Annotated in this window: 17 protein-coding genes; 5 read left to right on the forward strand and 12 right to left on the reverse strand. The window is 66.2% G+C overall.

Annotated elements, in window-relative coordinates; genetic code table 11:
- Positions 1-61 precede the first annotated feature (61 nt).
- The 5 genes from AC2IR1_RS18660 to AC2IR1_RS18680 all read right to left on the reverse strand — a co-directional run bounded on the left by AC2IR1_RS18660 (position 62) and on the right by AC2IR1_RS18680 (position 4,109).
- The gene (locus tag AC2IR1_RS18660; RefSeq protein WP_486473477.1) at positions 62-946 is read right to left on the reverse strand and encodes an MBL fold metallo-hydrolase; all 885 of its coding nucleotides are present in this window, start codon (positions 944-946) and stop codon (positions 62-64) included.
- Between the two features lie 137 nt (positions 947-1,083).
- Positions 1,084-1,518, reverse strand: a complete 435-nt coding sequence (locus AC2IR1_RS18665; RefSeq protein ID WP_486473478.1) for a DUF6691 family protein — start codon at positions 1,516-1,518, stop codon at positions 1,084-1,086.
- A 3-nt stretch (positions 1,519-1,521) separates the two neighbouring features.
- Positions 1,522-1,953: a YeeE/YedE family protein gene (locus AC2IR1_RS18670; protein WP_486473479.1), complete on the reverse strand. Its 432-nt coding sequence runs from the start codon at positions 1,951-1,953 to the stop codon at positions 1,522-1,524.
- Positions 1,954-2,190: 237 nt separating this feature from the next.
- Complete coding sequence (locus AC2IR1_RS18675; RefSeq protein WP_486473480.1) at positions 2,191-2,871, reverse strand: Crp/Fnr family transcriptional regulator; 681 nt, start codon at positions 2,869-2,871, stop codon at positions 2,191-2,193.
- A gap of 212 nt (positions 2,872-3,083) precedes the next feature.
- The gene (locus AC2IR1_RS18680) at positions 3,084-4,109 is read right to left on the reverse strand and encodes a helix-turn-helix transcriptional regulator (protein WP_486473481.1); all 1,026 of its coding nucleotides are present in this window, start codon (positions 4,107-4,109) and stop codon (positions 3,084-3,086) included.
- A 273-nt stretch (positions 4,110-4,382) separates the two neighbouring features.
- Between AC2IR1_RS18680 and AC2IR1_RS18685 the strand changes: the two genes are divergently transcribed.
- From AC2IR1_RS18685 to AC2IR1_RS18695, 3 genes are read left to right on the forward strand one after another with little or no spacing between them, the layout of a single operon-like run.
- A complete protein-coding gene (locus AC2IR1_RS18685; RefSeq protein WP_486473482.1) occupies positions 4,383-4,847 on the forward strand; it encodes a (2Fe-2S)-binding protein in 465 nt (154 codons plus the stop codon).
- Positions 4,848-4,850: 3 nt separating this feature from the next.
- Positions 4,851-7,088 (forward strand): xanthine dehydrogenase family protein molybdopterin-binding subunit, encoded by a 2,238-nt coding sequence (locus AC2IR1_RS18690; RefSeq protein WP_486473483.1) that lies wholly within the window; start codon positions 4,851-4,853, stop codon positions 7,086-7,088.
- A gap of 19 nt (positions 7,089-7,107) precedes the next feature.
- Positions 7,108-7,479, forward strand: coding sequence for a hypothetical protein (locus AC2IR1_RS18695; protein WP_486473484.1), 372 nt, complete (start codon positions 7,108-7,110; stop codon positions 7,477-7,479).
- A 191-nt stretch (positions 7,480-7,670) separates the two neighbouring features.
- Here the strand turns inward: AC2IR1_RS18695 and AC2IR1_RS18700 are convergent, their stop codons facing one another.
- The 7 genes from AC2IR1_RS18700 to AC2IR1_RS18730 all read right to left on the reverse strand — a co-directional run bounded on the left by AC2IR1_RS18700 (position 7,671) and on the right by AC2IR1_RS18730 (position 15,542).
- Entirely contained in the window at positions 7,671-9,035 is a 1,365-nt protein-coding gene (locus AC2IR1_RS18700; protein ID WP_486473485.1) for a hypothetical protein, read from the reverse strand.
- A 627-nt stretch (positions 9,036-9,662) separates the two neighbouring features.
- The gene (gene ugpC / locus AC2IR1_RS18705; protein ID WP_486473486.1) at positions 9,663-10,718 is read right to left on the reverse strand and encodes a sn-glycerol-3-phosphate ABC transporter ATP-binding protein UgpC; all 1,056 of its coding nucleotides are present in this window, start codon (positions 10,716-10,718) and stop codon (positions 9,663-9,665) included.
- Positions 10,719-10,720: 2 nt separating this feature from the next.
- The gene (ugpE, locus tag AC2IR1_RS18710) at positions 10,721-11,569 is read right to left on the reverse strand and encodes a sn-glycerol-3-phosphate ABC transporter permease UgpE (protein ID WP_486473487.1); all 849 of its coding nucleotides are present in this window, start codon (positions 11,567-11,569) and stop codon (positions 10,721-10,723) included.
- Between the two features lie 10 nt (positions 11,570-11,579).
- Positions 11,580-12,464, reverse strand: a complete 885-nt coding sequence (ugpA, locus tag AC2IR1_RS18715) for a sn-glycerol-3-phosphate ABC transporter permease UgpA (protein WP_486473488.1) — start codon at positions 12,462-12,464, stop codon at positions 11,580-11,582.
- A gap of 73 nt (positions 12,465-12,537) precedes the next feature.
- The gene (gene ugpB / locus AC2IR1_RS18720; RefSeq protein ID WP_486473489.1) at positions 12,538-13,860 is read right to left on the reverse strand and encodes a sn-glycerol-3-phosphate ABC transporter substrate-binding protein UgpB; all 1,323 of its coding nucleotides are present in this window, start codon (positions 13,858-13,860) and stop codon (positions 12,538-12,540) included.
- A gap of 314 nt (positions 13,861-14,174) precedes the next feature.
- On the reverse strand, positions 14,175-14,762 hold the full coding sequence (locus AC2IR1_RS18725) for a cupin domain-containing protein (protein ID WP_486473490.1): 588 nt from the start codon (positions 14,760-14,762) through the stop codon (positions 14,175-14,177).
- 162 nt (positions 14,763-14,924) lie between these two features.
- Positions 14,925-15,542 carry a response regulator gene (locus AC2IR1_RS18730; protein ID WP_486476436.1) on the reverse strand — a complete coding sequence of 206 codons (618 nt, stop codon included), beginning with the start codon at positions 15,540-15,542 and terminating at the stop codon, positions 14,925-14,927.
- 579 nt (positions 15,543-16,121) lie between these two features.
- On the opposite strand from AC2IR1_RS18730, the gene AC2IR1_RS18735 reads away from it, so the two are divergent.
- Together AC2IR1_RS18735 and AC2IR1_RS18740 are read left to right on the forward strand one after the other, a co-directional pair.
- On the forward strand, positions 16,122-16,619 hold the full coding sequence (locus tag AC2IR1_RS18735; RefSeq protein ID WP_486473491.1) for a putative pterin-binding protein: 498 nt from the start codon (positions 16,122-16,124) through the stop codon (positions 16,617-16,619).
- Positions 16,620-16,646: 27 nt separating this feature from the next.
- On the forward strand, positions 16,647-19,244 hold the full coding sequence (locus tag AC2IR1_RS18740) for a hybrid sensor histidine kinase/response regulator (RefSeq protein WP_486473492.1): 2,598 nt from the start codon (positions 16,647-16,649) through the stop codon (positions 19,242-19,244).
- Positions 19,245-19,544 lie beyond the last annotated feature (300 nt).

Below are 19,544 nucleotides of genomic sequence, written 5' to 3' on the forward strand. Positions count from 1 at the left end.
GGAGGCATCCGGCGGTGATGGCGCGCGGCGCGCCGGGGGTGAGGCGCGCCGCGAGGGTCTGTCAGAGGCCGTTGACGGGCACCTTGAGGAAGGTCTTGCCGTCCTTGTCCTTCGGCGGCAGTTCACCGCCACGCATGTTGACCTGCAGCGAGGGGATGATCAGCTTCGGCATGTCGAGCTGCGCATCGCGCTCGGTCCGGAACTTCACGAATTCCTCTTTCGTCTTGCCCTGGCCGACGTGGATGTTGTGGGCCTTCTCCTCTGCCACGGTGGTTTCCCACTGGATCTCCCGCCCGTTGGGGCCGTAGTCGTGGCACATGAAGAGGCGGGTTTCGTCGGGCAGCGCCAGGACCTTCTGGATCGAGTCGTAGAGCACGCCGGCGTCGCCACCGGGGAAGTCGGCCCGGGCAGAGCCGCCATCGGGCATGAACAGCGTGTCACCGACGAAGGCCGCGTCGCCCATGACGTGGGTCATGCAGGCCGGCGTGTGGCCGGGGGTGTGCAGCGCCAGGCATTCCATGCCGCCGATCGTGTAGGTATCGCCGTCATCGAACAGCTGATCGAACTGCGAACCGTCGCGCTGGAACTCGGTCCCTTCGTTGAAGATCTTGCCGAAGGTGTCCTGCACCACGGTGATGTTGCGGCCGATGCCGAGCTTGCCGCCCAGCTTGGACTGGATGTAGGGCGCGGCCGAAAGGTGGTCGGCGTGGACGTGGGTTTCGATCAGCCACTCCAGCTTGTAGCCATTGCCCTTGACGAAGCCGATCAGCTCATCCGCGGCGTGGTAGGAAATCCTGCCGGCGGCATAGTCGATGTCCATCACGGAATCGACGATGGCGACGCTGTCGGAATTCGGGTCCTTCACCACGTAGGAAATGGTGTTGGTGGCTTCATCGAAGAATGCGGTGACCTCGGGGTGCACCTCGGGGTGGGTCGTGTAGGACATGGAAGTCTCCTTTCTTCCGGTCACTGAGGTGGCGTCGGATCGCCACGGGTTGGGTCGGGTCTTGTTTCAGGATCGGGGGCCGCGGCGGGCGCGGCGCCCCGGGGATTGGTCTGATCGGTCGGATCAGGGCGTTCGGGTCAGGCGTGCTGGGTGCGGCCCGCCATCAGGTGACGGTAGAGCCGGACCAGCAGCAGGCCGGCGACGAAGGAGGCCCCGAAGAGCAGGACCTCGGGCTTGCCGGTGCCCAGGGCGGGCAGCGCGCCGCCGGGGCAGAAGCCGGCGATGCCCCAGCCGACGCCGAAGGTCAGCGAGCCCAGCACGAGCTTCTTGTCGATCAGCCGGGTATTGGGCAGCTGGAACTTCGCCTCAAACAGGGGCTTGGGCTTGCCCAGCACCAGGCGGTAACCGGGGATGGCCACCAGCAGGGCGCCGCCCATGACGAAGGCGAGGGACGGATCCCAGGTGCCCGCGATGTCGAAGAAGTTCAGCACCTTGGCGGGGTTGGCCATGCCGGCGGTCAGGATGCCGACGCCGAAGAGCAGGCCGATGAGGAAGGCGGACAGGATGCGCATGGCTCAGGCTCCGATCAGGTGGCGAATGACGAAGACGGTCACGAAGGCGCCGATCATGAAGGAGATCGTCGCGGTGATGGACCGCCGCGAGAAGCGGGCGTTGCCGCAGATGCCGTGGCCGGAGGTGCAGCCGCCGCCGAAGCTGACGCCGATGCCGACGATCACGCCGCCGATCACGATGGCGGGGAGGGACATCGGGATCTGGATGACCGGGCCGGTGCCGGTGACGAGAAGGATCAGCGTCGGCGCGACCAGCATGCCGATCAGCAGCGCGGCGCGCAGGGCCCAGTCGGCCTTGTCATCGAAGCGCATCAGCCCGCCGACAATGCCGGTGGCACCGAAGATACGGCCATGCAGCGCCATCAGCAGGACGGCGGCAAGACCCACCATCATGCCGCCGAAAGCGGACTGGAGGGGGGTGAAATCGGTGATCATGTGCGTGCCTCCTGCGTCGGGAGGGATGCGGAGAAACGGGTCATGGTAGTCTCCCAATCGGGGTTAGAGGGCAGTCCGTGAATCGGATCGACCATCTTATGGCACAGGTGGGAGGCATCTTTCCGTGACTAGGTCACACAAGGCGAAAAACACGTAGTGAATTCCGCCAATACATTGTTTGAAATGAATTTTTAATTCGAGGCATCGCCGCCGCAGGACCCCGGGCGGCGGCGCTCGTCAGGCGGTCCCGGCAGAGCGGGCGAGCCGTTCGAGCCCGGCGCGACCGGCGAGTCGCACCTCGCCGCGGGCAAGCTCGACCCAGCCGCGGCGCTGGAATTCCGCCAGGGTGCGGGAGATGACTTCCCGCGCGGTGCCCAGTTCATTGGCCAGCACCTGGTGGGTGGCATGAACCACGCCCTCCGCATCGGCCAGTTCCAGCAGGCGCGCGGCCAGGCGCACGTCCATCCGCTGGAAGACGATATCGTCGATCAGGGTGAACAGGTCCGTCATCCGCCGCGAGTAGGCCTTGAAGACGAAGGACCGGAAGACGGCGGAGCGCGCAACCAGGTCATCGAAGGTGCGGCGCGGGATCGCCACGGCGCGGATGTCGCTTTCAGCGATGCCATCGGCGGCGTAGTCTTCGAAGGCGAGCATGCAGGCGGTGGTCAGAACGCAGCTGTCCCCGGCATGGACACGGTAGAGGAAAACCTCCCTCCCGGTCTCCGATTTCTGCTGCACCCGCACCGTGCCGCGCAACAACAGCAGCAGGTTGTCGGCAGATTGCCCCGGCGCGAAGACCTGCGAGCCGGCCGGCATTTCGACGATCTTGCTGCCTTCGACGAGTTCCCGCTTCAGATCTTCCGGAAGCTGGTTCAGCCCTTCGAAGTTTTCGATCCAGTCGATGGTCTGCGTCGTCATGGCAAAATCCGTCCTTTCGGGGCGTCGGTCCCCGTAAAATGGCATCCACAGATGAAGGTTTCCAGCGCCAAGGCCGCGGAAAGCCCCGCCCCCGGCTGCGCAATAGTGCCGCGCCCTTCGACGGATCCCCCCGACGGATACCCCCATGTCGCAGTGCCTTTTTGATCCGCAGATTGAGCCTGCCGGATAAATTGGCCCGATAAGTTGGCCGATCAGTCCGCCCGCGCGCCCTGCCCGGTCAGGGCTATCCGCGCCCGGGCCGGGGTCGTCCCCGTCCAGGCCTGGAAGGCCCGGTAGAAGGAGTTCGGATCCCGGAAGGCCAAAAGGTAGGAAATCTCCTCGATGGAGAGATCCCCCCGCGCGAGGTAGAGCTGCGCCAACCGCGCCCTATGGCGGTCCAGCTCTGCCTGGAAGGAGGTGTCCTCGGCCTTCAGCCGCCGCTGCAGCGACCGTTCCGACAGCCCCAGCCGCCCCGCCGCCGCGCCGACGGAAACAAGCCCGCCCGGCAGGAGATCCTCGATCACGTGGCCCAGTCTCTCCGTCAGGGTGGCGCGGGTGCCTGCCGCCTCGTTTGCGGCAAGACGGTTGTGCAGCTCCCCCTTGATCATCGTCCAGAAGGCCGTGTCCTCCGATATCAGCGGGCGCAGGGCGTCCTCCTTCGAAATGGTCAGCGTCAGGCGGGGCCCCCTGCGGGGCATCATGCCCAGGACCCCGGCAACCCGGGGCGTGACCAGCGAGGGATCGGGCATGCGCAGATCCAGCGGGTCGATCCGGTGCCCCGAGAAGGACCGCGCGCAGGCAAGGAGGAAGACCGCCTCCACCGCGGCGATGACGGGCGGCAAAACCTGGGAGGGATCGGCGGAATCGCAGGTGAAGGTGAAGCTGTCCGCCGCCATCTGCCCCTGCATGCGGAAGGGACCGACCAGCGGTTTCAGCAGCGACAGGCGTTCGACGCCCGTGGCGATGTTCGGGCTGCAGGAAAAGGCCAGAAGGGCGGGCATGAAGGGGCCGCGGGCGGCCTCCTGCGCGGCCAGGATCAGGGTTTCGGCGCTGCCGGCCTCTGCCTCCACCGCGCGCCAGAGGCGAAAGACGGTCCCGGCCGAGACGTAGCGTTCCGGCCCTTCGAAGAAGTCGCATGACAGGCCGGAGCGCGACAGCACGCGCGACACCGAAACATCCAGCAGCGCGCTGGCCTGACGGATCGAGGCCCGTACGGGATACTTTCTGCCCTGGCTCATCATTTTGCCTTTCTCTGCGCTTAGGATACGGTTTGTAATAGGGTCTGACCAGCTTGCCGATTGCGCCGTTCGCGCACCAGTGCTGCGCTGTCGCCTGTCGGAACCGGTTGGTCGTTTGGCGCGATCGGCGGGTCATTTTCGAAAGGATCCCGGCGGGGGCCGCGTTACCCTGCCCCGGGGCCTGGCAGCCGGCGATGTGCCGGCAGCGGTCTGAATGGGCACCGGTCTGAATGAGCTCCGGCTCAGAAGCTGCCGGTGCAAGAGGATGGAACGATGAAAGTATCCTTCACGCTGAATGGCCAGGCGCAAAGCGTTGATGTTCCAGGGGAAATGCCGCTTCTCTGGGTCCTGCGGGACACCCTTGGGCTGACCGGGACGAAATATGGTTGCGGCGCGGCCCTGTGCGGCGCCTGCACGGTGCACCTGGATGGTGAGGCCGTGCGGTCCTGCCAGGTCTGGGCCGAGGACCTGGAGGGCGCCAGCATCACGACGATCGAGGGGCTGGGCACGCCGCAGGCCCTGCACGCGGTGCAGGAGGCCTGGGTGGAGCTTCAGGTGGCACAATGCGGGTACTGCCAGTCGGGGCAGATCATGCAGGCGGCGGCGCTGCTGTCGCAGGTTGCCGCCCCCACCGATGCCCAGATCGACGAGGCGATGTCCGGCAACCTGTGCCGCTGCGGGACCTATCCGCGCATCCGCGCCGCCGTCCACGCCGCTGCCGCCAAGCTGGAGGGCTGAACCATGTCGCAGGCCACCCGGATCACCCGTCGCGCCGTCCTGCTGGGGTCCATCGCCGTGACCGGCGGTGTCGCCTTCGGCATATGGGGGCTGCGCCGCGACTGGCCCAACCCGCTGAAGGAAGCGCTGCCCGAGGGTGCGGCCGCCTTCAACCCGTGGATCCGGATCACCGGGGACCGCGTGACCCTGGTGGCGCCGCATACCGACCTGGGCCAGGGCATCCGCCAGATGCAGGCGGCCCTGATCGCGGAGGAGCTGGACATCGACCTGGACGATCCCGCGCTGGAGGTGATCGCCGGCGCGCCGGACCCGGCCTATGGCAACCGTGCCTTCGGTGCGGAGAACGTTCCCTTCCCCACCCAGGACGACAGCATGGTGGCAGAGCTGGCCCGCGCCGCCGCCGACCGTCTGATCGGTGCCATCGGGTTCCAGGGGACGGGCGGGTCGACTTCCACCATGGACAGCTACGACAAGCTGCGCGAAGCCGGGGCGATGGCGCGGGAAACGCTGAAACTGGCCGCCGCGCGAGCCAACGGGCTGGAACCCCACCAGCTGAGCACCGGGGGCGGCGCGGTCAAACTGCCCGACGGGCGGGAGATCCGCTACACCGCGCTGGCCCGGGAGGCGGCGAAGGTGCTGCCCCCCAGGCAGGTGAGCCTGCGCGATCCCGCGCAGTGGCGCATCCTGGGCCGCCCCGTGGCACGGATGGACATGATCCCCAAGAGCACGGGCACCCTGGACTACGGCATCGACCTGGTGGCCGAGGGCATGGTGCATGCGACGGTGAAGCTGAACCCGCGCCCGGGCGGCATGCTCCTGTCCCATGACGACGCGGCGGCCCTGGCCATCCCGGGCGTGCAGCGGGTGGTGCCGGTGACAGGCGGGCTGGCGGTCATCGCCGACAGCACCTGGACCGCCTTCCAGGGGGCGGCCGCGCTGGATTGCGACTGGGGCCCGCCCCCCTTCCCGCCCGAACAGGACGCCCATTGGGCGGCCCTGGAAAATGCCCTGAACGAGCCGCCCGAGAAGGTCTGGCGCGATGATGGCGACGCCGCCCGCGCCAGCGCCGCCGCCGAGGCGCGCAGCTACCGCGCGCCCTACCTGGCCCACGCCCCGATGGAACCCCTGGGCGCGCTGATCCATGTCACCGAGGACCGCTGCGACATCCACGTGGCGCATCAGTTCCCGGGCCTCGCCGCCGGCAAGGTGGCCGCCATCACCGGCCTGCCGAAGGAGGCCGTGCACCTGCACAACCGCTATGCCGGCGGCTCCTTCGGGCATCGGCTGGAGTTCGAGAACGTCATCCGCGCGGCGCAGATCGGCCGCGCCCTGCGCGGCACGCCGGTCAAGCTGACCTATTCGCGCGAAGAGGACATGGCCCAGGACTTCCCCCGCCAGATCGCCATGGCCCGGGCCCGCGGCAAGGTGGCCGGCGGCCGGGTCGAGGCGCTGCACCTGGCCATCGCCGCACCATCGGTCGTGGCCTCCCAGGCCAGCCGCATCGGCCTGTCGGCGGCCGGGGCGGACAACCAGATCGCCGCCGGCGCCTGGGGCATGCCCTACGATCTGCCCGGGCTCTACGTCGCCGGACACCGCGCGCCGGACTTGGCGCCCGTCAGCTCCTGGCGGTCGGTCGGGGCATCCCACGCGGGGTTCTTTGCCGAAAGCGCCCTGGATGAGCTGATACACGAGGCCGGGGCCGATCCCATGGCGGAACGGCTGCGCCTGTGCAGCTACGCCCCCGCCCGGGCCTGCCTGGAAGCGGTGGCCGAAATGTCGGGCTGGGGCCGCGCCCTGCCGCCGGGCCGGGGCCTGGGGGTCGCCATGGTGCTGTCCTTCGGCACCCCCGTGGCCGAGGTGGTGGAGGTCGAGGACAGCGATGACGGCCTGCGCATCACCAGGGTCTGGGTCGCCGCCGACGTGGGCCGCGTGCTGGATCCGGTGAACTTCGAAAACCTGGTGCAGGGCGGGGTGATCTGGGGCCTGGGCCATGCCATCAACTGCGAGATCACCTATGCCGACGGCATGGCGGAACAGTCGAATTTCGACAGCCACGCCGGGCTGCGGATGTCCCAGTGCCCGCAGATAGAGGTGCGCGGCCTGGAAACCGGCGGCAAGCTGCGCGGGATCGGCGAACCGCCCGTGCCGCCGGCCGCGCCCGCCCTGGCCAATGCGATCTTCGCCGCCACCGGGCAGCGCCTGCGTGAAATGCCCTTCGAGAAGTTCGTCACCTTCGCCTGATCCGGACGGGAGAGAGCAGATGATCAAGAAAGACGACCTGGCCGGCTCCATCAGCGACGGCTATTCCCTGGCCGCCATGTGCTTTTACATCAGCGCCCTGCTGCACCTGGCCGTGATCCCGCTGAGCGTGGCGCAGCACCTCTGGTTCATGCTGGCGGCCGCACTGTTCTGGGGCACCCTGGCCACGGCGCTGCTGCGGCGGTTGCGGGTGCTGGGCTGGATCGGCTTCTTCGCCGCGCTTGGCGCCGGGCTGGCCGCGCTCTGGAACGGGATCCCCCTCGACAGTCTCGACGCGCGGGTCTTCCTGCTGATCACCCTGGTCAGCTGGCTGGGGGCCCTGTCACTGGCCGCGCACCTGTGGCGCTACCGCGGGCCGTTCCGCGCCCAGTAGCCCGCCACCGAACCTGTCACCGAACCTGTCACCGGGGATCCTGTCACCGGGGCCCTGCGGCCAGGTCCTGGTTGGCGGCCCTCCGGCCCTTCGCCTCGGTTCAGCCTGAACGAAAAGAGGCCCCGCTTGGCGGGGCCTTTCGCGGGGCCTCTGTCGCGGGGCCAGGGGGCTGACCGGAAGGGAAGAGCAGGTCAGAGAATGCGGAAATCGCGGTTCAGGTCGATCTCGCCCGCACGCAGCGATCCGTCGAGGAGAAAGCGCGCGCCCTCCCCCGCCTGGACCAGCACGCCCTCGGCGCTGTCGGTCAGGGTGATATCGCGCAGCGACAGGCCCGGCAGCACCAGGTCGATCACGTCGCGCCCGGGGGTGAAATCGCGGATCACCGGGCCGGTTTCTTCACTGGCCTTGCCGAAGATGAAGACATCGTCGCGCAGCCAGCCGATCATCTCATCCGCCTGGGCGGCGCCCATCAGCCGGTCATCGCCACGAACGGTGGCGGCAGAGGAGCGCGGAGCGCGGGCGACGCTTCCCGTTCCGCCGCCGCGCACCACCCGCATCGGCTTGCGGAGCTGGGAGCTACCCTCGCCGCCGAGCAGGAACGTGACCTCGACAGCCTCGTAGGGGGCCAGTTCGGTATCAAGCAGGGTGCCGTCCATCGACAGCTCTTCCAGCATCCAGGGCGCGGGTTCCGCGATACGCAGGGTGTTGCCCTGGCGCAGGGTCCGGCGGGCCGAGGGGGCGCCACCGATGCGGACCGCGCTGGCGATCACCCGGCGGCCTGCAGACAGGTCCTCTTGCAGGCCCTTCGGCAGGACCGAGGCAAAGTCGATGTCCAGCTGCATCGGTTCACCCAGGCGGGAGCGGACATAGGCGATGACGCGGCCCTCGCCCTCGTGAACGGAAACCTCGACCGCTTGCCGGGCTTCGGCCCCGAAGCTGGTGTTGACGAAGCGGGTCCCGGTCAGGCGTTGCTGCATGCGGGCGGCGATGGCGGCACGCACGGCACGGTCGGCGGCGCGATCCGCGGCCTCGGCGTCACGGTCTGCGTCGCGGGGGCCCTTCGGCGGGGTCGGCAGGGTGAACTGCACCATGATCTCGGGCCGGTTGTCGGCCTCCAACCCAATGGCATCCATGGCATTTTCAAGCGCGGCGATGGCCTTGCGGGCCTTGGCCGCATATTCGGTCGCGCCGATGGCGCCCCAGTGTTCATTGCCGATCTCGAAGGCGGCAATCACATCCCCGTAGCGGCGCAGCACCAGGGCGGTGAACAGCTCCAGCTCCCGGGTGAAGGTATCGTAGTCGGACAGCGCCAGGTGGCGGGTCGGGATGTTCAGGGTCAGCTTCTGGGCGGAAGCCCGGCTGCCATGCCCCTCCGGATCGCGGGCCCAGTCGAGGGCGACGAGCAGTTCCTCGCACAGGCGCGGTGCACCGTCGTCGCCACGACGCAGGCTGGTCACGTTCAGCCAGTCACGCCCTTCAAGCTCTGCCGGGCCGTCACCGAGGTGGGCCGGGAAGCGGAGCGTGTCGAGGCAGAGGCCATCAACCAGAAGGCGCATGTTGGGCGCCTCTTCCTGGGAACTGCTGCCCGAGGGACGGGCCGCATGCACCGGGCGTGCAGGGGTCGCAGCCTCGGTGGTTTCGTCGGATCCGTGGCGGCAAACCACATCAGTCCGAACCGTCGCCTGGTCCCACTCACGACGACGTTTAACATTGCGAAGAGTCCGGAAACCGCTGGAGACGGTCGCAAGTGCGACCCCTCTGCTACCAGATGCCTGACCCATTGCGGAAAGGGACAGCAACGCCATTACACACACTAAACACACCAGCTCCATGGAGCACCCCACTCAAAAATAGTTAAGTTGACACACACTGACTTTCGTCAAGGAAACGGTAACACGGATTAACCAAGTGGGAAGGGTTCGGACGCGCATGAACGTCAGATTCAGGCCCCTGAAAGGCGATTTCGGTAGCAAATCCGGCTATGCAAAAATCTCGAGTCGCCACAATTTAGACGCGAACAGCGGATTCTACCCTTTGGAATAGCTTGACCACCAACAATGCGCCCACGTCTGTTGACCGGTGATTCGATTTCCGCGACCGATACCGACATTGGTACCAATGAAAAATCCCGGCACCGCCGCGGCACCGGGATATAGATATACTAAAAGTACACCTTTCAGGTGTCAGACCGGAGTGGAAAGTCGCTGACCAGTCTCCGGATGGAACAGATGCAGCTCGGCGAGAGGCAGCTCAGCCGACATCTCTTCCGCCAGTTGCGTGGCGAGGTCGGTCTGGGCGATGACCTTCTGCCCGGCGATATGCCCGTGGACAATGCGGGAGCCGCCAAGCTCCTCCACATAGTCTATCCGGAAATTTCCGGCGCCGGGGGCGGGCTGCAGGCGGATCGCCTCGGGCCGGATGCCGGCGGTGACACGCCCCGCGGCAGAGGCGACCCCCTCGGCCAGGGCGGCGCCGGACATCATCAGGCGCCCTTCGGCCAGCTCTGCCGCCATCAGGTTCATCGCGGGCGCGCCCAGGAACCCCGCCACGAAGGTCGAGGCCGGTTCGCGGTAGAGGTCGAGAGGACGGCCCACCTGTTCGATCCGCCCGCCGTTCAGAACCACCAGCCGGTCGGCCAGGGTCATCGCCTCCAGCTGGTCATGGGTGACATAGACCGAGGTGGTGCCGAGCCGGTTGTGCAGCTGCTTGATCTCCCCCCGCATGTGCAGGCGCAGCTTGGCGTCGAGGTTCGACAGCGGCTCGTCGAAGAGGAAGGCGGCCGGATCGCGCACGATGGCACGACCCATGGCGACACGCTGCCGCTGCCCGCCCGAGAGCGCGCGCGGCTTGCGGTCGAGGTAATCGGTGATCTGCAGGATCGCCGCCGTCTCCTCGATCCGGGCGTCGATCTCCGCCTTGGGCATCTTGCGGTTCTTCAGCCCGTAGGACAGGTTCTGCCGCACCGACATATGCGGGTAGAGGGCGTAGTTCTGGAACACCATGGCGATGTCGCGGTCGGCCGGTTCGACGGTGTTCACAAGGCGGCCGCCGATGTGCAGCTCCCCTTCGGAGATGGTTTCCAGCCCGGCGATCATGCGCAGCAGCGTGGACTTGCCACAGCCCGAAGGCCCGACGAGCACGACGAATTCGCCATCGTTGATGTCCAGATCCACGCCCTTCACGGCTTCGACGCCGCCGGGGTAGATCTTCTTCACGGCGGAAAGGGTGATGCCGGCCATGATTACTTCTCCTGTTCCACGAGACCCTTCACGAAGAGCCTCTGCATGAGGACGACGACGAGCACGGGCGGCAGCATGGCAAGCATGGCCGAGCCCATGACGAAGTTCCATTGGGGGTCGCTGTCGGCCACGTCGGACATCCGCTTGATGCCCATGACGACGGTGTAGAACTTCTCGTCCGTGGTGATCAGCATCGGCCAGAGGTACTGGTTCCAGCCGTAGATGAAGAGGATGACGAAGAGCGCCGCGATATTGGTCTGGCTGAGCGGCAGCACCATGTCGCGGAAGAACTTCATCGGGCCGGCGCCGTCGATGCGGGCGGCCTCCACCAGCTCTTCGGGGATGGTCAGGAAGAACTGGCGGAAGAGGAAGGTGGCGGTGGCCGAGGCGATCAGCGGGATCGACAGGCCCGCGTAGCTGTTCAGCAGGCCGAGGTCGGCGACCACCTTGAAGGTGGGCATGATGCGCACCTCGACCGGCAGCATCAGGGTCACGAAGATGATCCAGAAGGCCAGCACCCGGAAGGGGAAGCGGAAGTAGACGATGGCGAAGGCCGAGAGGATCGAGATGAAGATCTTCCCGAAGGTGATGATCAGCGCCATGATCAGCGAGTTCTTCATCATCATCGTCAGCGGCGGCGCGCCCGACGCCTCCACCCCGTCGACGAGGATCGTCTTGTAGGTGTCCCAGAAATGGGTGCCGGGCCACATCGGCATGGCGCCGGACAGGAAGGTCGCCTGGTCATGGGTGGAGGCGACGAAGGCGATCCAGACCGGCAGGGCCACGAAGGCCACGCCGAGGATCAGCACGAGATGCGACAGGAATGTCAGCAGGGGGCGGTTTTCGACCATAGGGCGCTCCTCAGTACTGCACGCGCCGCTCGATGAAGCGGAACTGGATGAAGGTGAGGATCATGACGATGCCCATCAGGATGACCGACTGCGCGGCGGAGGACCCGAGGTTGAGGCCCTTGTAGCCATCTTCGTAGACCTTGTAGACGAGGATGGTCGTGGACTGCCCCGGACCACCCGCGGTGGAGGCGTCGATGGTCGAGAAGGTGTCGAACATCGTATAGTTGATGTTCACCACGAGCAGGAAGAAGGTCGTCGGCGACAGCAGCGGGAAGACCACGGTGAAGAAGCGCTTCACCGGCCCTGCCCCGTCGATCGCGGCGGCTTCGCGCAGGCTTTGCGGGATGGATTGCAGCCCGGCCACGAAGAACAGGAAGTTGTAGCTGATCTGCTTCCAGCTCGACGCGAGCACGACAAGGATCATCGCGTCGGTGCCCGAAAGCCGGTGGTTCCAGTCGTATCCCATCTGGTGCAGCGCATAGGTCAGCACACCGACGGAGGGGTTGAACATGAACCACCAGAGCACGCCCGCGATGGCAGGCGCCACGGCATAGGGCCAGACCATGAAGGTGGTGTAGACCTGGGCGGAGCGGATCATCCGGTCGACCGCCACGGCAAAGAGCAGCGCCAGCCCCATCGAAAGGCCCGCGGTGCAGACCGTGAAGATCACCGTCGTCTCGAAGGAGGCGAGGTATTCGGCACTGTGGAACAGCTTGATGTAGTTCTTCAGCCCGACGAATTTCGTGGAAAGGCCGAAGGGATCTTCCTGCAGGAAGCTCTGCCACACGGCCTGGCCCGCGGGCCAGATGAAGAAGATCAGCGTGATCGCCAGCTGCGGCGCGATCAGCAGATAGGGCAGCCAGGGGCTGCGGAAGGTCGTACGTTTCGTCTGCATCGGGAGCCCGGGGAGGTCGGGAAAAGGAAAGCAGGCCCGCGCGGATGCACGGGCCTGCCGGGGTGAGGCGGTCTTAGCCGTTGGCTTCGACGAACTCTGCGATCAGGGCGTTGCCGCGGGTGACCAGGTCATCCAGGGCTTCCTGCGCGGTCTTGTTGCCGGACAGCAGGTTTTCGAACTCTTCGTCGATCACGCCACGGATCTGGACGTAGTTGCCGAAGCGCAGACCCTTGGAGTTGGCGGTCGGTTCGTTCAGGGTCACCTGCTTGATGGCGATGTCGGCGCCGGGGTTGGCGTCGTAGTAGCCCTGTTCCTTCGACAGCTCGTAGGCGGCCGTCGTGATCGGCAGGTAGCCGGTGAACTGGTGCCAGTCGGCCTGGACCTCGGCGGAGGAGAGGTAGGTCAGGAAGTCGGCAACACCGTCGTACTCGGCGTCCGAATGGCCCATCAGGGTCCACAGGGTGGCGCCCCCGATGATGGAGTTCTGCGGCGCGCCTTCGACGTCGGCGTAATAGGGCAGCATGCCCAGGCCCAGGTCGAAGTCGGTGTTGGCCAGAACGCCCGCGCGCGAGGCGGAGGAGTTCATGTAGATGGCGCATTCACCGGAGTAGAAGGCCGGGGCCGCATCTGCGCCGCCGCCGGGGCCGCCGTACTTGAACAGGCCTTCGGACTGCCACTTGGCCAGGTTTTCCCAGTGACGGACCTGCAGCGGGCCGTTGACGGTCAGCTTGCTGTCGATGGAGCCGAAGCCGTTCTCGTTCGTGCCGATCGGCTGGTTGTGCCAGGCCGACAGGTTTTCCAGCTGCACCCAGGAGATCCAGCCGGTGGTGAAGCCGCAGGTGGCCGCGCCGCTGTCGACGATCTGCTTGGAGAAGGCTTCCATGTCCGCCCAGGTCTTCGGCGCCACTTCCGGATCCAGGCCGGCGGCTTCGAAGATGTCCTTGTTGTAGTACAGGATCGGGGTGGAGGAGTTGAACGGCATCGACAGCATGTTGCCGTCGGTGTCGGTGTAGTAACCGGCGACTGCGCCCAGGTAGGCGGAGGGGTCGAAGTTCTTGCCGTGGTCGGCCATCAGTTCATAGACCGGGTAGACGGCGCCCTTGGCGGCCATCATGGTGCCGGTGCCGACCTCGAAGACCTGCACCAGGTCGGGCTGCTCACCGGCGCGGAAGGCGGCGATGGCCGAGGTCATCGTCTCGGTGTAGCTGCCCTTGTAGGTCGCGGTCAGGTGGTACTTGTCCTGGGAGGCGTTGTAGTTGGCCGCGATCTCGTCGACCTTTTCGCCCAGCTTGCCACCCATGGCGTGCCACCAGGTGATTTCGGTCTGGGCCTGGGCGGCCATCGGGCTCAGCAGGGCGCCGGCGAGGGCCAGACCTGCAATCAGGGAACGCTGCATCGGAAACTCCGTTGGAAGAATGCGGGATGCCGGATTGCTAGGCAGCGTTCATGACAGTTCTGATTCACTCCTGTGAAGATCCGGTAATTTTGCTCTTTCAAAGCCATGACATCGCGCATCGAAGCATGCAGGCGCGCGCGCCATGCGCGAATGAGCATGCCGCCGCGCCGCCAAACTCTCGAACAGGCAGACGGCAGCGAAGGGTTCCCTCGCCGCATGGCAGGGGCATGACCGCGCGGGCCATCCCCTTGTAAATCCGTCACCTTGTCGGTGCGGCGCCAGTGCAGGGTCAGTGCAGGGTCAGTGCGGAAAAATCAAAGGTAGGGCGGTGTGCAGGCAGAGATCACGACGCAGCGCACCTCACCCGGGTTGCGGAACCGATGCGGGATGCGGCTGTCGAACAGGTAGCTGTCGCCGGGCTGCAGGATGCGCAGCTCCTCCCCCACCGTCAGCTCCAGCTCGCCTTCCACGACGTAGCCACCCTCGTTGGAGAAATGCTCCAACATGGTTTCCCCGGTGTCCGAGCCGGGCTCGTAGACCTCGTGCAGGATCTGCAGGTTGTGCCGGTGGGCATCGCCGATCTGGCGAAAGGCCACTCGGCCCACCACACCCGACGCGCCCGTCACCGGCAGTTTCGACGTCAGGTCCAGCAGGTCCCCGGGCCCGAAGAACGGCCCCTCGGGCGCCTTGCGTTCACTGTCGAAGAAATCGGCCATGCTCATGCCGAGCCCGTTCAGGATCTTCCGCAGGGTCGCGATAGAGGGAGAGGATTTGTTCTTCTCGATGATGGAGATCTGCGCATGGGGCACGCCCGCCCGTTCGGCCAGCTGGCGCTGCGACAGCTGCGCCGCCTTGCGCATCGCCAGAAGCCGCGCGCCGATGTCGAATGCCGCGTCGTCCATGACGCCTCTCCCTGCCCTTGAGGTGCCGAAAACTAACGCCTTTTTCCCGGGGGCACCAGTGGGGGCATGCCGCCTGCCCCGCAGGGCGGCGAGGGCGGATCGCTCAGGCAGGCCGCGCCACAGGGACCAGACGGAAAAAGAACGGCAGGGAGGAGGACCGGCTCAGAACAGCCCGGCTTCCTTGGCGATCATCGCCGCCTGGGTCCGGTTCGATGCGTTGATCTTCCGGTAGAGCGTCTTGACGTGCAGCTTGACCGTCGGCTCCCGGATATCGAGGTCGCGGGCGATTTCCTTGTTGGACTTGCCCTGGGTCAGACCTTCCAGCACCTGAAGCTCCCTCTGGGACAGAAGCTCCGCCAGGGGGTTGGCCGGGGCCTCTTCCGCGGGCGCGCGCATGAATTCCAGGGGCGCATACTGTTCGCCCATGGCCATGAAACGCACCGCGTTGATCAGCGACTTGGCCGACAGGGTCTTGGGCAGGAAGCCCGCCGCACCGGCGGCCAGGGTTTCCTCCGCGATCTCGCGGCTGGCGGTGCCCGAAATGATCGCGACACGGCTGTGACCGACCAGTTCCATCATCTCCCTCAGGCCATCAAGGCCCTGCATCCCCGGCATGGAGTAATCCAGCAGGACCAGATCGAACTGCTTGCCGGAGTTCACTTCCTCCACCGCGGCGTCGAAGGACGCGACAGTCGTGGCGACGAAACCGCCCTCGGCGTTCAGGAAGGCTTCAAGCGTGTCGCGCAACAGATCGTGGTCATCCGCGATCAGCACATGCATTCCACCGGACGTTGCGCCGCGCGGGTCCTGTTCCTTGATGGGGCCGGCCGTAATCACTTTTCGTTCCTGTCAGTTCGAATCACAAAAGGGGCTACCGTTAACCTGACTTCGATATTGTGTCGAAATAGGGGATTGCCAATATTTCAGGCATCCTACCCTTTCGGATAGTGCACCTAATCCCATGGATATTCCAGAGAAACTTCTCTGCTGACCGGCTTCCGGTCCGCCTGTAGTTGCACCAGCGTCACCTTCGTCGCTCCGGCCGTGTCATTCGCACCTGTCCGGGACCGCCCCTGCGAAACCGTTCGGCGCGGCAAGGCTTGCCACACAGGCGCAAGCGAGGGCAATCGCCAAGGTGACGTTAACGGCAGGTCAGGCCGAACTTTCCGCGTCACGGCCCCGTCACCGCCCAGTCGCTGACCACGGATTGCGGCATCTGCCCGGTCCGCAGGGCTGGCTGGCGGCCCCGCGACCGCGCCCGACCTATCCCACAGGGTAGGTGTGCCCTGCCAAAGCGCCCTCGCCCTCCGCGCGAAAACTGTGGCAGTTTTCAACATGAGTACTCAAGGAATCAATCAGATGCACCGTATTTCCACTCCAGCACGCCTCGTTGCGGCGGCAGGTCTCATGGTTTCGGTCTTCCTCGCGGAAGAAGCCCGCGCGGACTCTGCTCCCCTGCTCAGAATTCTCGACGCAGAAGGGACCGAGCTCGCCAGCTTCGACCTGGAGGAGCTGAAGGCCCTGCCCTCTGCCAGCTTCGAGACCTCGACCATCTGGACCGAGGGCAACCAGAGCTTCACCGGCGTCCCGCTGTCCGAACTCATGGCCGAAGTGGCCCCCGAGGCGACCGCGATCTTTGCCACCGCCATCAACGACTACAGCGTCGAGATCCCCTCGTCCGACTGGGCCACGCCCGCCGCGCTCCTGGCCTATGAACGCAACGGAGAGGAAATGTCGGTGCGGGACAAGGGCCCGCTCTGGATCGTCTATCCCTACGACAGCTCGACCGAGTTCCGCAAAGAGGTCATCTATGCCCGTAGCATCTGGCAACTCGACCGGATCAGCATTGTAGACTAACCTGCGCGAACACTGACAGGCGAACCGATGGCGATGCTTCCGACCGACCTACGCACCAGGATCTGGCATCAGCCGGCGGCGGCGATTGCCGCCCTGTTCCTTTGTGTCGCGCTGGTGGCGGGCATGGCCTGGGCCGTGCTGGAGGAGATCGAAACGCTCTCCTCCTCCAACTCCGACAACCTGCAATGGAGCCTGTCGCAGTCGGACGTTGAATTCCTGCGCTTCCGCCTGGCCCTGTCGGAGGCCCACGACACCGCCGCCTACGGTCATGGCGACCGTGACATGGACGTGCTGATGGACGAACTGCGGCAGCGGTTCGACGTCTTCTATTCGCGCATGAACACGATCAGCAGCGCCCCGGCCTTCCGGGCGCTGCGCGACGAGCCGGAGTTCGAGGAGCCGCGGCAGGAAGTCATCGACTTCATCAAATACGCCGCCACGGTCATCGACAGGCCCGATGAACAGGCGATCCCCGAACTGGGCAAGCTGATCGAACCCGCCATCGTCGCGGGCCAGGACGTGCGCAGCTTCTCCCTTGCCGCGCTGGATGCCTTCGCGCGGCTGGCCGACCAGCGGCAGGGCAGCCTGATTCGCAAGCTGGGCCTGATCGCCACGGTCCTGTTCCTCTTCATCGCAGGTCTTTCGGTACTGGCGCTGATCCTGATGCGGCTGGCCCGACAGGCCAAGTCCAGCGCGATGGAGGCGCAGGACCGCGCCGCCCGCATGCGCACCATCGTGGAAACCTCCCTCGACGCGATCGTCGTCACCGACGAGGAGGGACGCATCCGCGATTTCAACGGCGCGGCCGAACGCATCTTCGGCTACCCCCGCAAGGAGGCCGTGGGCCGCATGGTCCGCGACCTGCTGATCCCCGAAAGCGAGGTGCAGGACCTGCGCCAGATGGCCGACAGCGTGCTGGAGGCACGGGCACGCGGCGACCGCATCCTGCATCCGTTCGAAATCATCGCCAAGGATCGCTTCGGCCGCCGCTTCCCGGCGGAAATCTCCTTTGACCGGGCCGCGGACCGTGGCCACCTCTTCGTGTCCTTCATCCGCGACATTTCCCTGCGCAAGGCCCAGGAAGAGATGCTGACCCAGGCCCGCGACCGGGCGCTGGCCGGCGAACGCTCGAAGTCGGAATTCCTCGCCGTGATGAGCCACGAGATGCGCACGCCCCTGAACGGGCTGCTGGGGTCGATGCAGCTCCTGCGCGATCACGACACGACCCCGGCGCAGTCCGAACTGCTGCGCCTGATGCAAAGCTCCGCAGAGCTGCTGCTGAACCTGGTCAACGACGTGCTGGACCTGGCGAAGTTCGAATCCGGCAAGATGCGCGCCGAAACCGGGCCCTTCTCCGTCTCCACCCTGCTGGACGAGGTGGTCGAAAGCACCGCAAGCCAGGCCGCTGCCAACCGCAATGCGCTGAAGTGGTCCTGGGTCGGCCCCCCGCAGGACAACCTGACCTCCGACAGCCGACGCCTGCGCCAGGTCCTGCTCAACCTCGTGAGCAACGCGGTGAAGTTCACCCGCGACGGCACCATCGACATCGAGGTGGAGCTGACCGGGCCGGAACGGAACCAGCTGGAACTGCGCGTCATCGACAGCGGCCTGGGGATCGAGGACAGCGACCTTGAACGGATCTTCAACGATTTCGAGACGCTGGATTCCTCTTACGCCCGCCAGGCCGGGGGGACCGGGCTGGGCCTGGGCATCTCCCGCCGCCTGACGGAGCTGATGGGCGGCCAGATCGGCGCCGAAAGCGTGCCGGGCGAAGGCAGCCTGTTCTGGATCCGCATCCCCGTCACCCGCCCCAGCACCGGCAAGACGCAGCCGCCGACGCCCCTGCCCGGCTTTGCCACCGGCCAGGCGCCGTCGCTCAACGTGCTGCTGGTCGAGGACAACGAGATCAACCGCTTCATCGCGCGCCAGATGCTGGAGGCAGAGGGCCACCAGGTGACCGAGGCCGAAGATGGGCAGCAGGGGGTCACCGCCGCCACAGCCGACCACTTCGACCTGATCCTGATGGATATTTCCATGCCGGTCATGGACGGGACAGAGGCCGCCTGTGCGATCCGCGCGGGCCACGGCCCCTCCCACGAAACGCCCATCGTCGCCCTGACCGCCCATGCCCTGCCGGAAGAGTTGCAACGCTTCCGCAGTGCCGGGATGAACCACATCCTTTCCAAACCGATCGACCGCCAGCTGCTGCGCAGCTTCCTGGCCGATCTCGCCGCCGGCCGCCTGCCCCACGAAGACACCACCCCCGCCCCCGTGACCCCCGATCATTCGCTGATCGACGTGGCGCAGATCCGGAACCTCTTCGAAGGCACCGGGCCGGAAACCGGCCACAAGCTTCTGGAACGGTTCAGCGCCGAAACCGACGGCACCATCGCCGCGCTTGTTGCCGGGCCCGGCAACAAGGCCGATATCGCCCGCATGTGCCACGCCTGCGCCGGCACCTGCGGCACCTTCGGCCTGACCGCCATGCGCCGCGCCCTGACGGCGCTGGAAACCAAGGCCAAGCGCAACATCGATATCGAGCTCTCCGAACTCGAAGCGCTCGATCCCCTCTGGCGCGACAGCCGGGCGCAGCTGGATGCGCTCGACAAGCTCGTCGTGGCCTGACCCCAGACACGGTTTCCCGTCACGGTTTCCAGTCACAGCTTCAAGTCACAGCTTCCACTCCCTGCTGCCCGGCCCTATGTCGGCCCTGTGTCGGCCCTGTGTCGGCCCAGCCTGGTGCCTCTGCATTGGCCCCTGGTCCGGTCAGCCCTGCCGGCCGCCCAATGGCGCCCCCGGGGCCTGATCCCCGCCCGGCCCTGTCGCCCGCCCGTCGCGTGGCGCAAAACCACGCGGCGCAAAACATTCCCAACCGTCTGTTATAAAAGGCCTTTCCAGGCCCCTCAGGCACAGTGATCGCTATCC

This window comes from Pseudooceanicola sp. NS-SX8 (genome assembly GCF_057380755.1).

What these genes read in the sequence shown, in the direction of transcription:
- AC2IR1_RS18695 (WP_486473484.1), top strand. Translation starts at nt 7,108, where the DNA reads ATGATCAAGAAAGACGACCTGGCCGGCTCCATCAGCGACGGCTATTCC.
- AC2IR1_RS18675 (WP_486473480.1), bottom strand. Translation starts at nt 2,871, where the DNA reads ATGACGACGCAGACCATCGACTGGATCGAAAACTTCGAAGGGCTGAAC.
- AC2IR1_RS18670 (WP_486473479.1), bottom strand. Translation starts at nt 1,953, where the DNA reads ATGATCACCGATTTCACCCCCCTCCAGTCCGCTTTCGGCGGCATGATG.
- AC2IR1_RS18680 (WP_486473481.1), bottom strand. Translation starts at nt 4,109, where the DNA reads ATGAGCCAGGGCAGAAAGTATCCCGTACGGGCCTCGATCCGTCAGGCC.
- ugpE (WP_486473487.1), bottom strand. Translation starts at nt 11,569, where the DNA reads ATGGTCGAAAACCGCCCCCTGCTGACATTCCTGTCGCATCTCGTGCTG.
- AC2IR1_RS18660 (WP_486473477.1), bottom strand. Translation starts at nt 946, where the DNA reads ATGTCCTACACGACCCACCCCGAGGTGCACCCCGAGGTCACCGCATTC.
- AC2IR1_RS18685 (WP_486473482.1), top strand. Translation starts at nt 4,383, where the DNA reads ATGAAAGTATCCTTCACGCTGAATGGCCAGGCGCAAAGCGTTGATGTT.
- AC2IR1_RS18700 (WP_486473485.1), bottom strand. Translation starts at nt 9,035, where the DNA reads ATGCGCCTTCTGGTTGATGGCCTCTGCCTCGACACGCTCCGCTTCCCG.
- AC2IR1_RS18730 (WP_486476436.1), bottom strand. Translation starts at nt 15,542, where the DNA reads ATGCATGTGCTGATCGCGGATGACCACGATCTGTTGCGCGACACGCTT.
- AC2IR1_RS18740 (WP_486473492.1), top strand. Translation starts at nt 16,647, where the DNA reads ATGGCGATGCTTCCGACCGACCTACGCACCAGGATCTGGCATCAGCCG.
- AC2IR1_RS18690 (WP_486473483.1), top strand. Translation starts at nt 4,851, where the DNA reads ATGTCGCAGGCCACCCGGATCACCCGTCGCGCCGTCCTGCTGGGGTCC.
- ugpC (WP_486473486.1), bottom strand. Translation starts at nt 10,718, where the DNA reads ATGGCCGGCATCACCCTTTCCGCCGTGAAGAAGATCTACCCCGGCGGC.
- AC2IR1_RS18725 (WP_486473490.1), bottom strand. Translation starts at nt 14,762, where the DNA reads ATGGACGACGCGGCATTCGACATCGGCGCGCGGCTTCTGGCGATGCGC.
- ugpA (WP_486473488.1), bottom strand. Translation starts at nt 12,464, where the DNA reads ATGCAGACGAAACGTACGACCTTCCGCAGCCCCTGGCTGCCCTATCTG.
- ugpB (WP_486473489.1), bottom strand. Translation starts at nt 13,860, where the DNA reads ATGCAGCGTTCCCTGATTGCAGGTCTGGCCCTCGCCGGCGCCCTGCTG.
- AC2IR1_RS18735 (WP_486473491.1), top strand. Translation starts at nt 16,122, where the DNA reads ATGCACCGTATTTCCACTCCAGCACGCCTCGTTGCGGCGGCAGGTCTC.
- AC2IR1_RS18665 (WP_486473478.1), bottom strand. Translation starts at nt 1,518, where the DNA reads ATGCGCATCCTGTCCGCCTTCCTCATCGGCCTGCTCTTCGGCGTCGGC.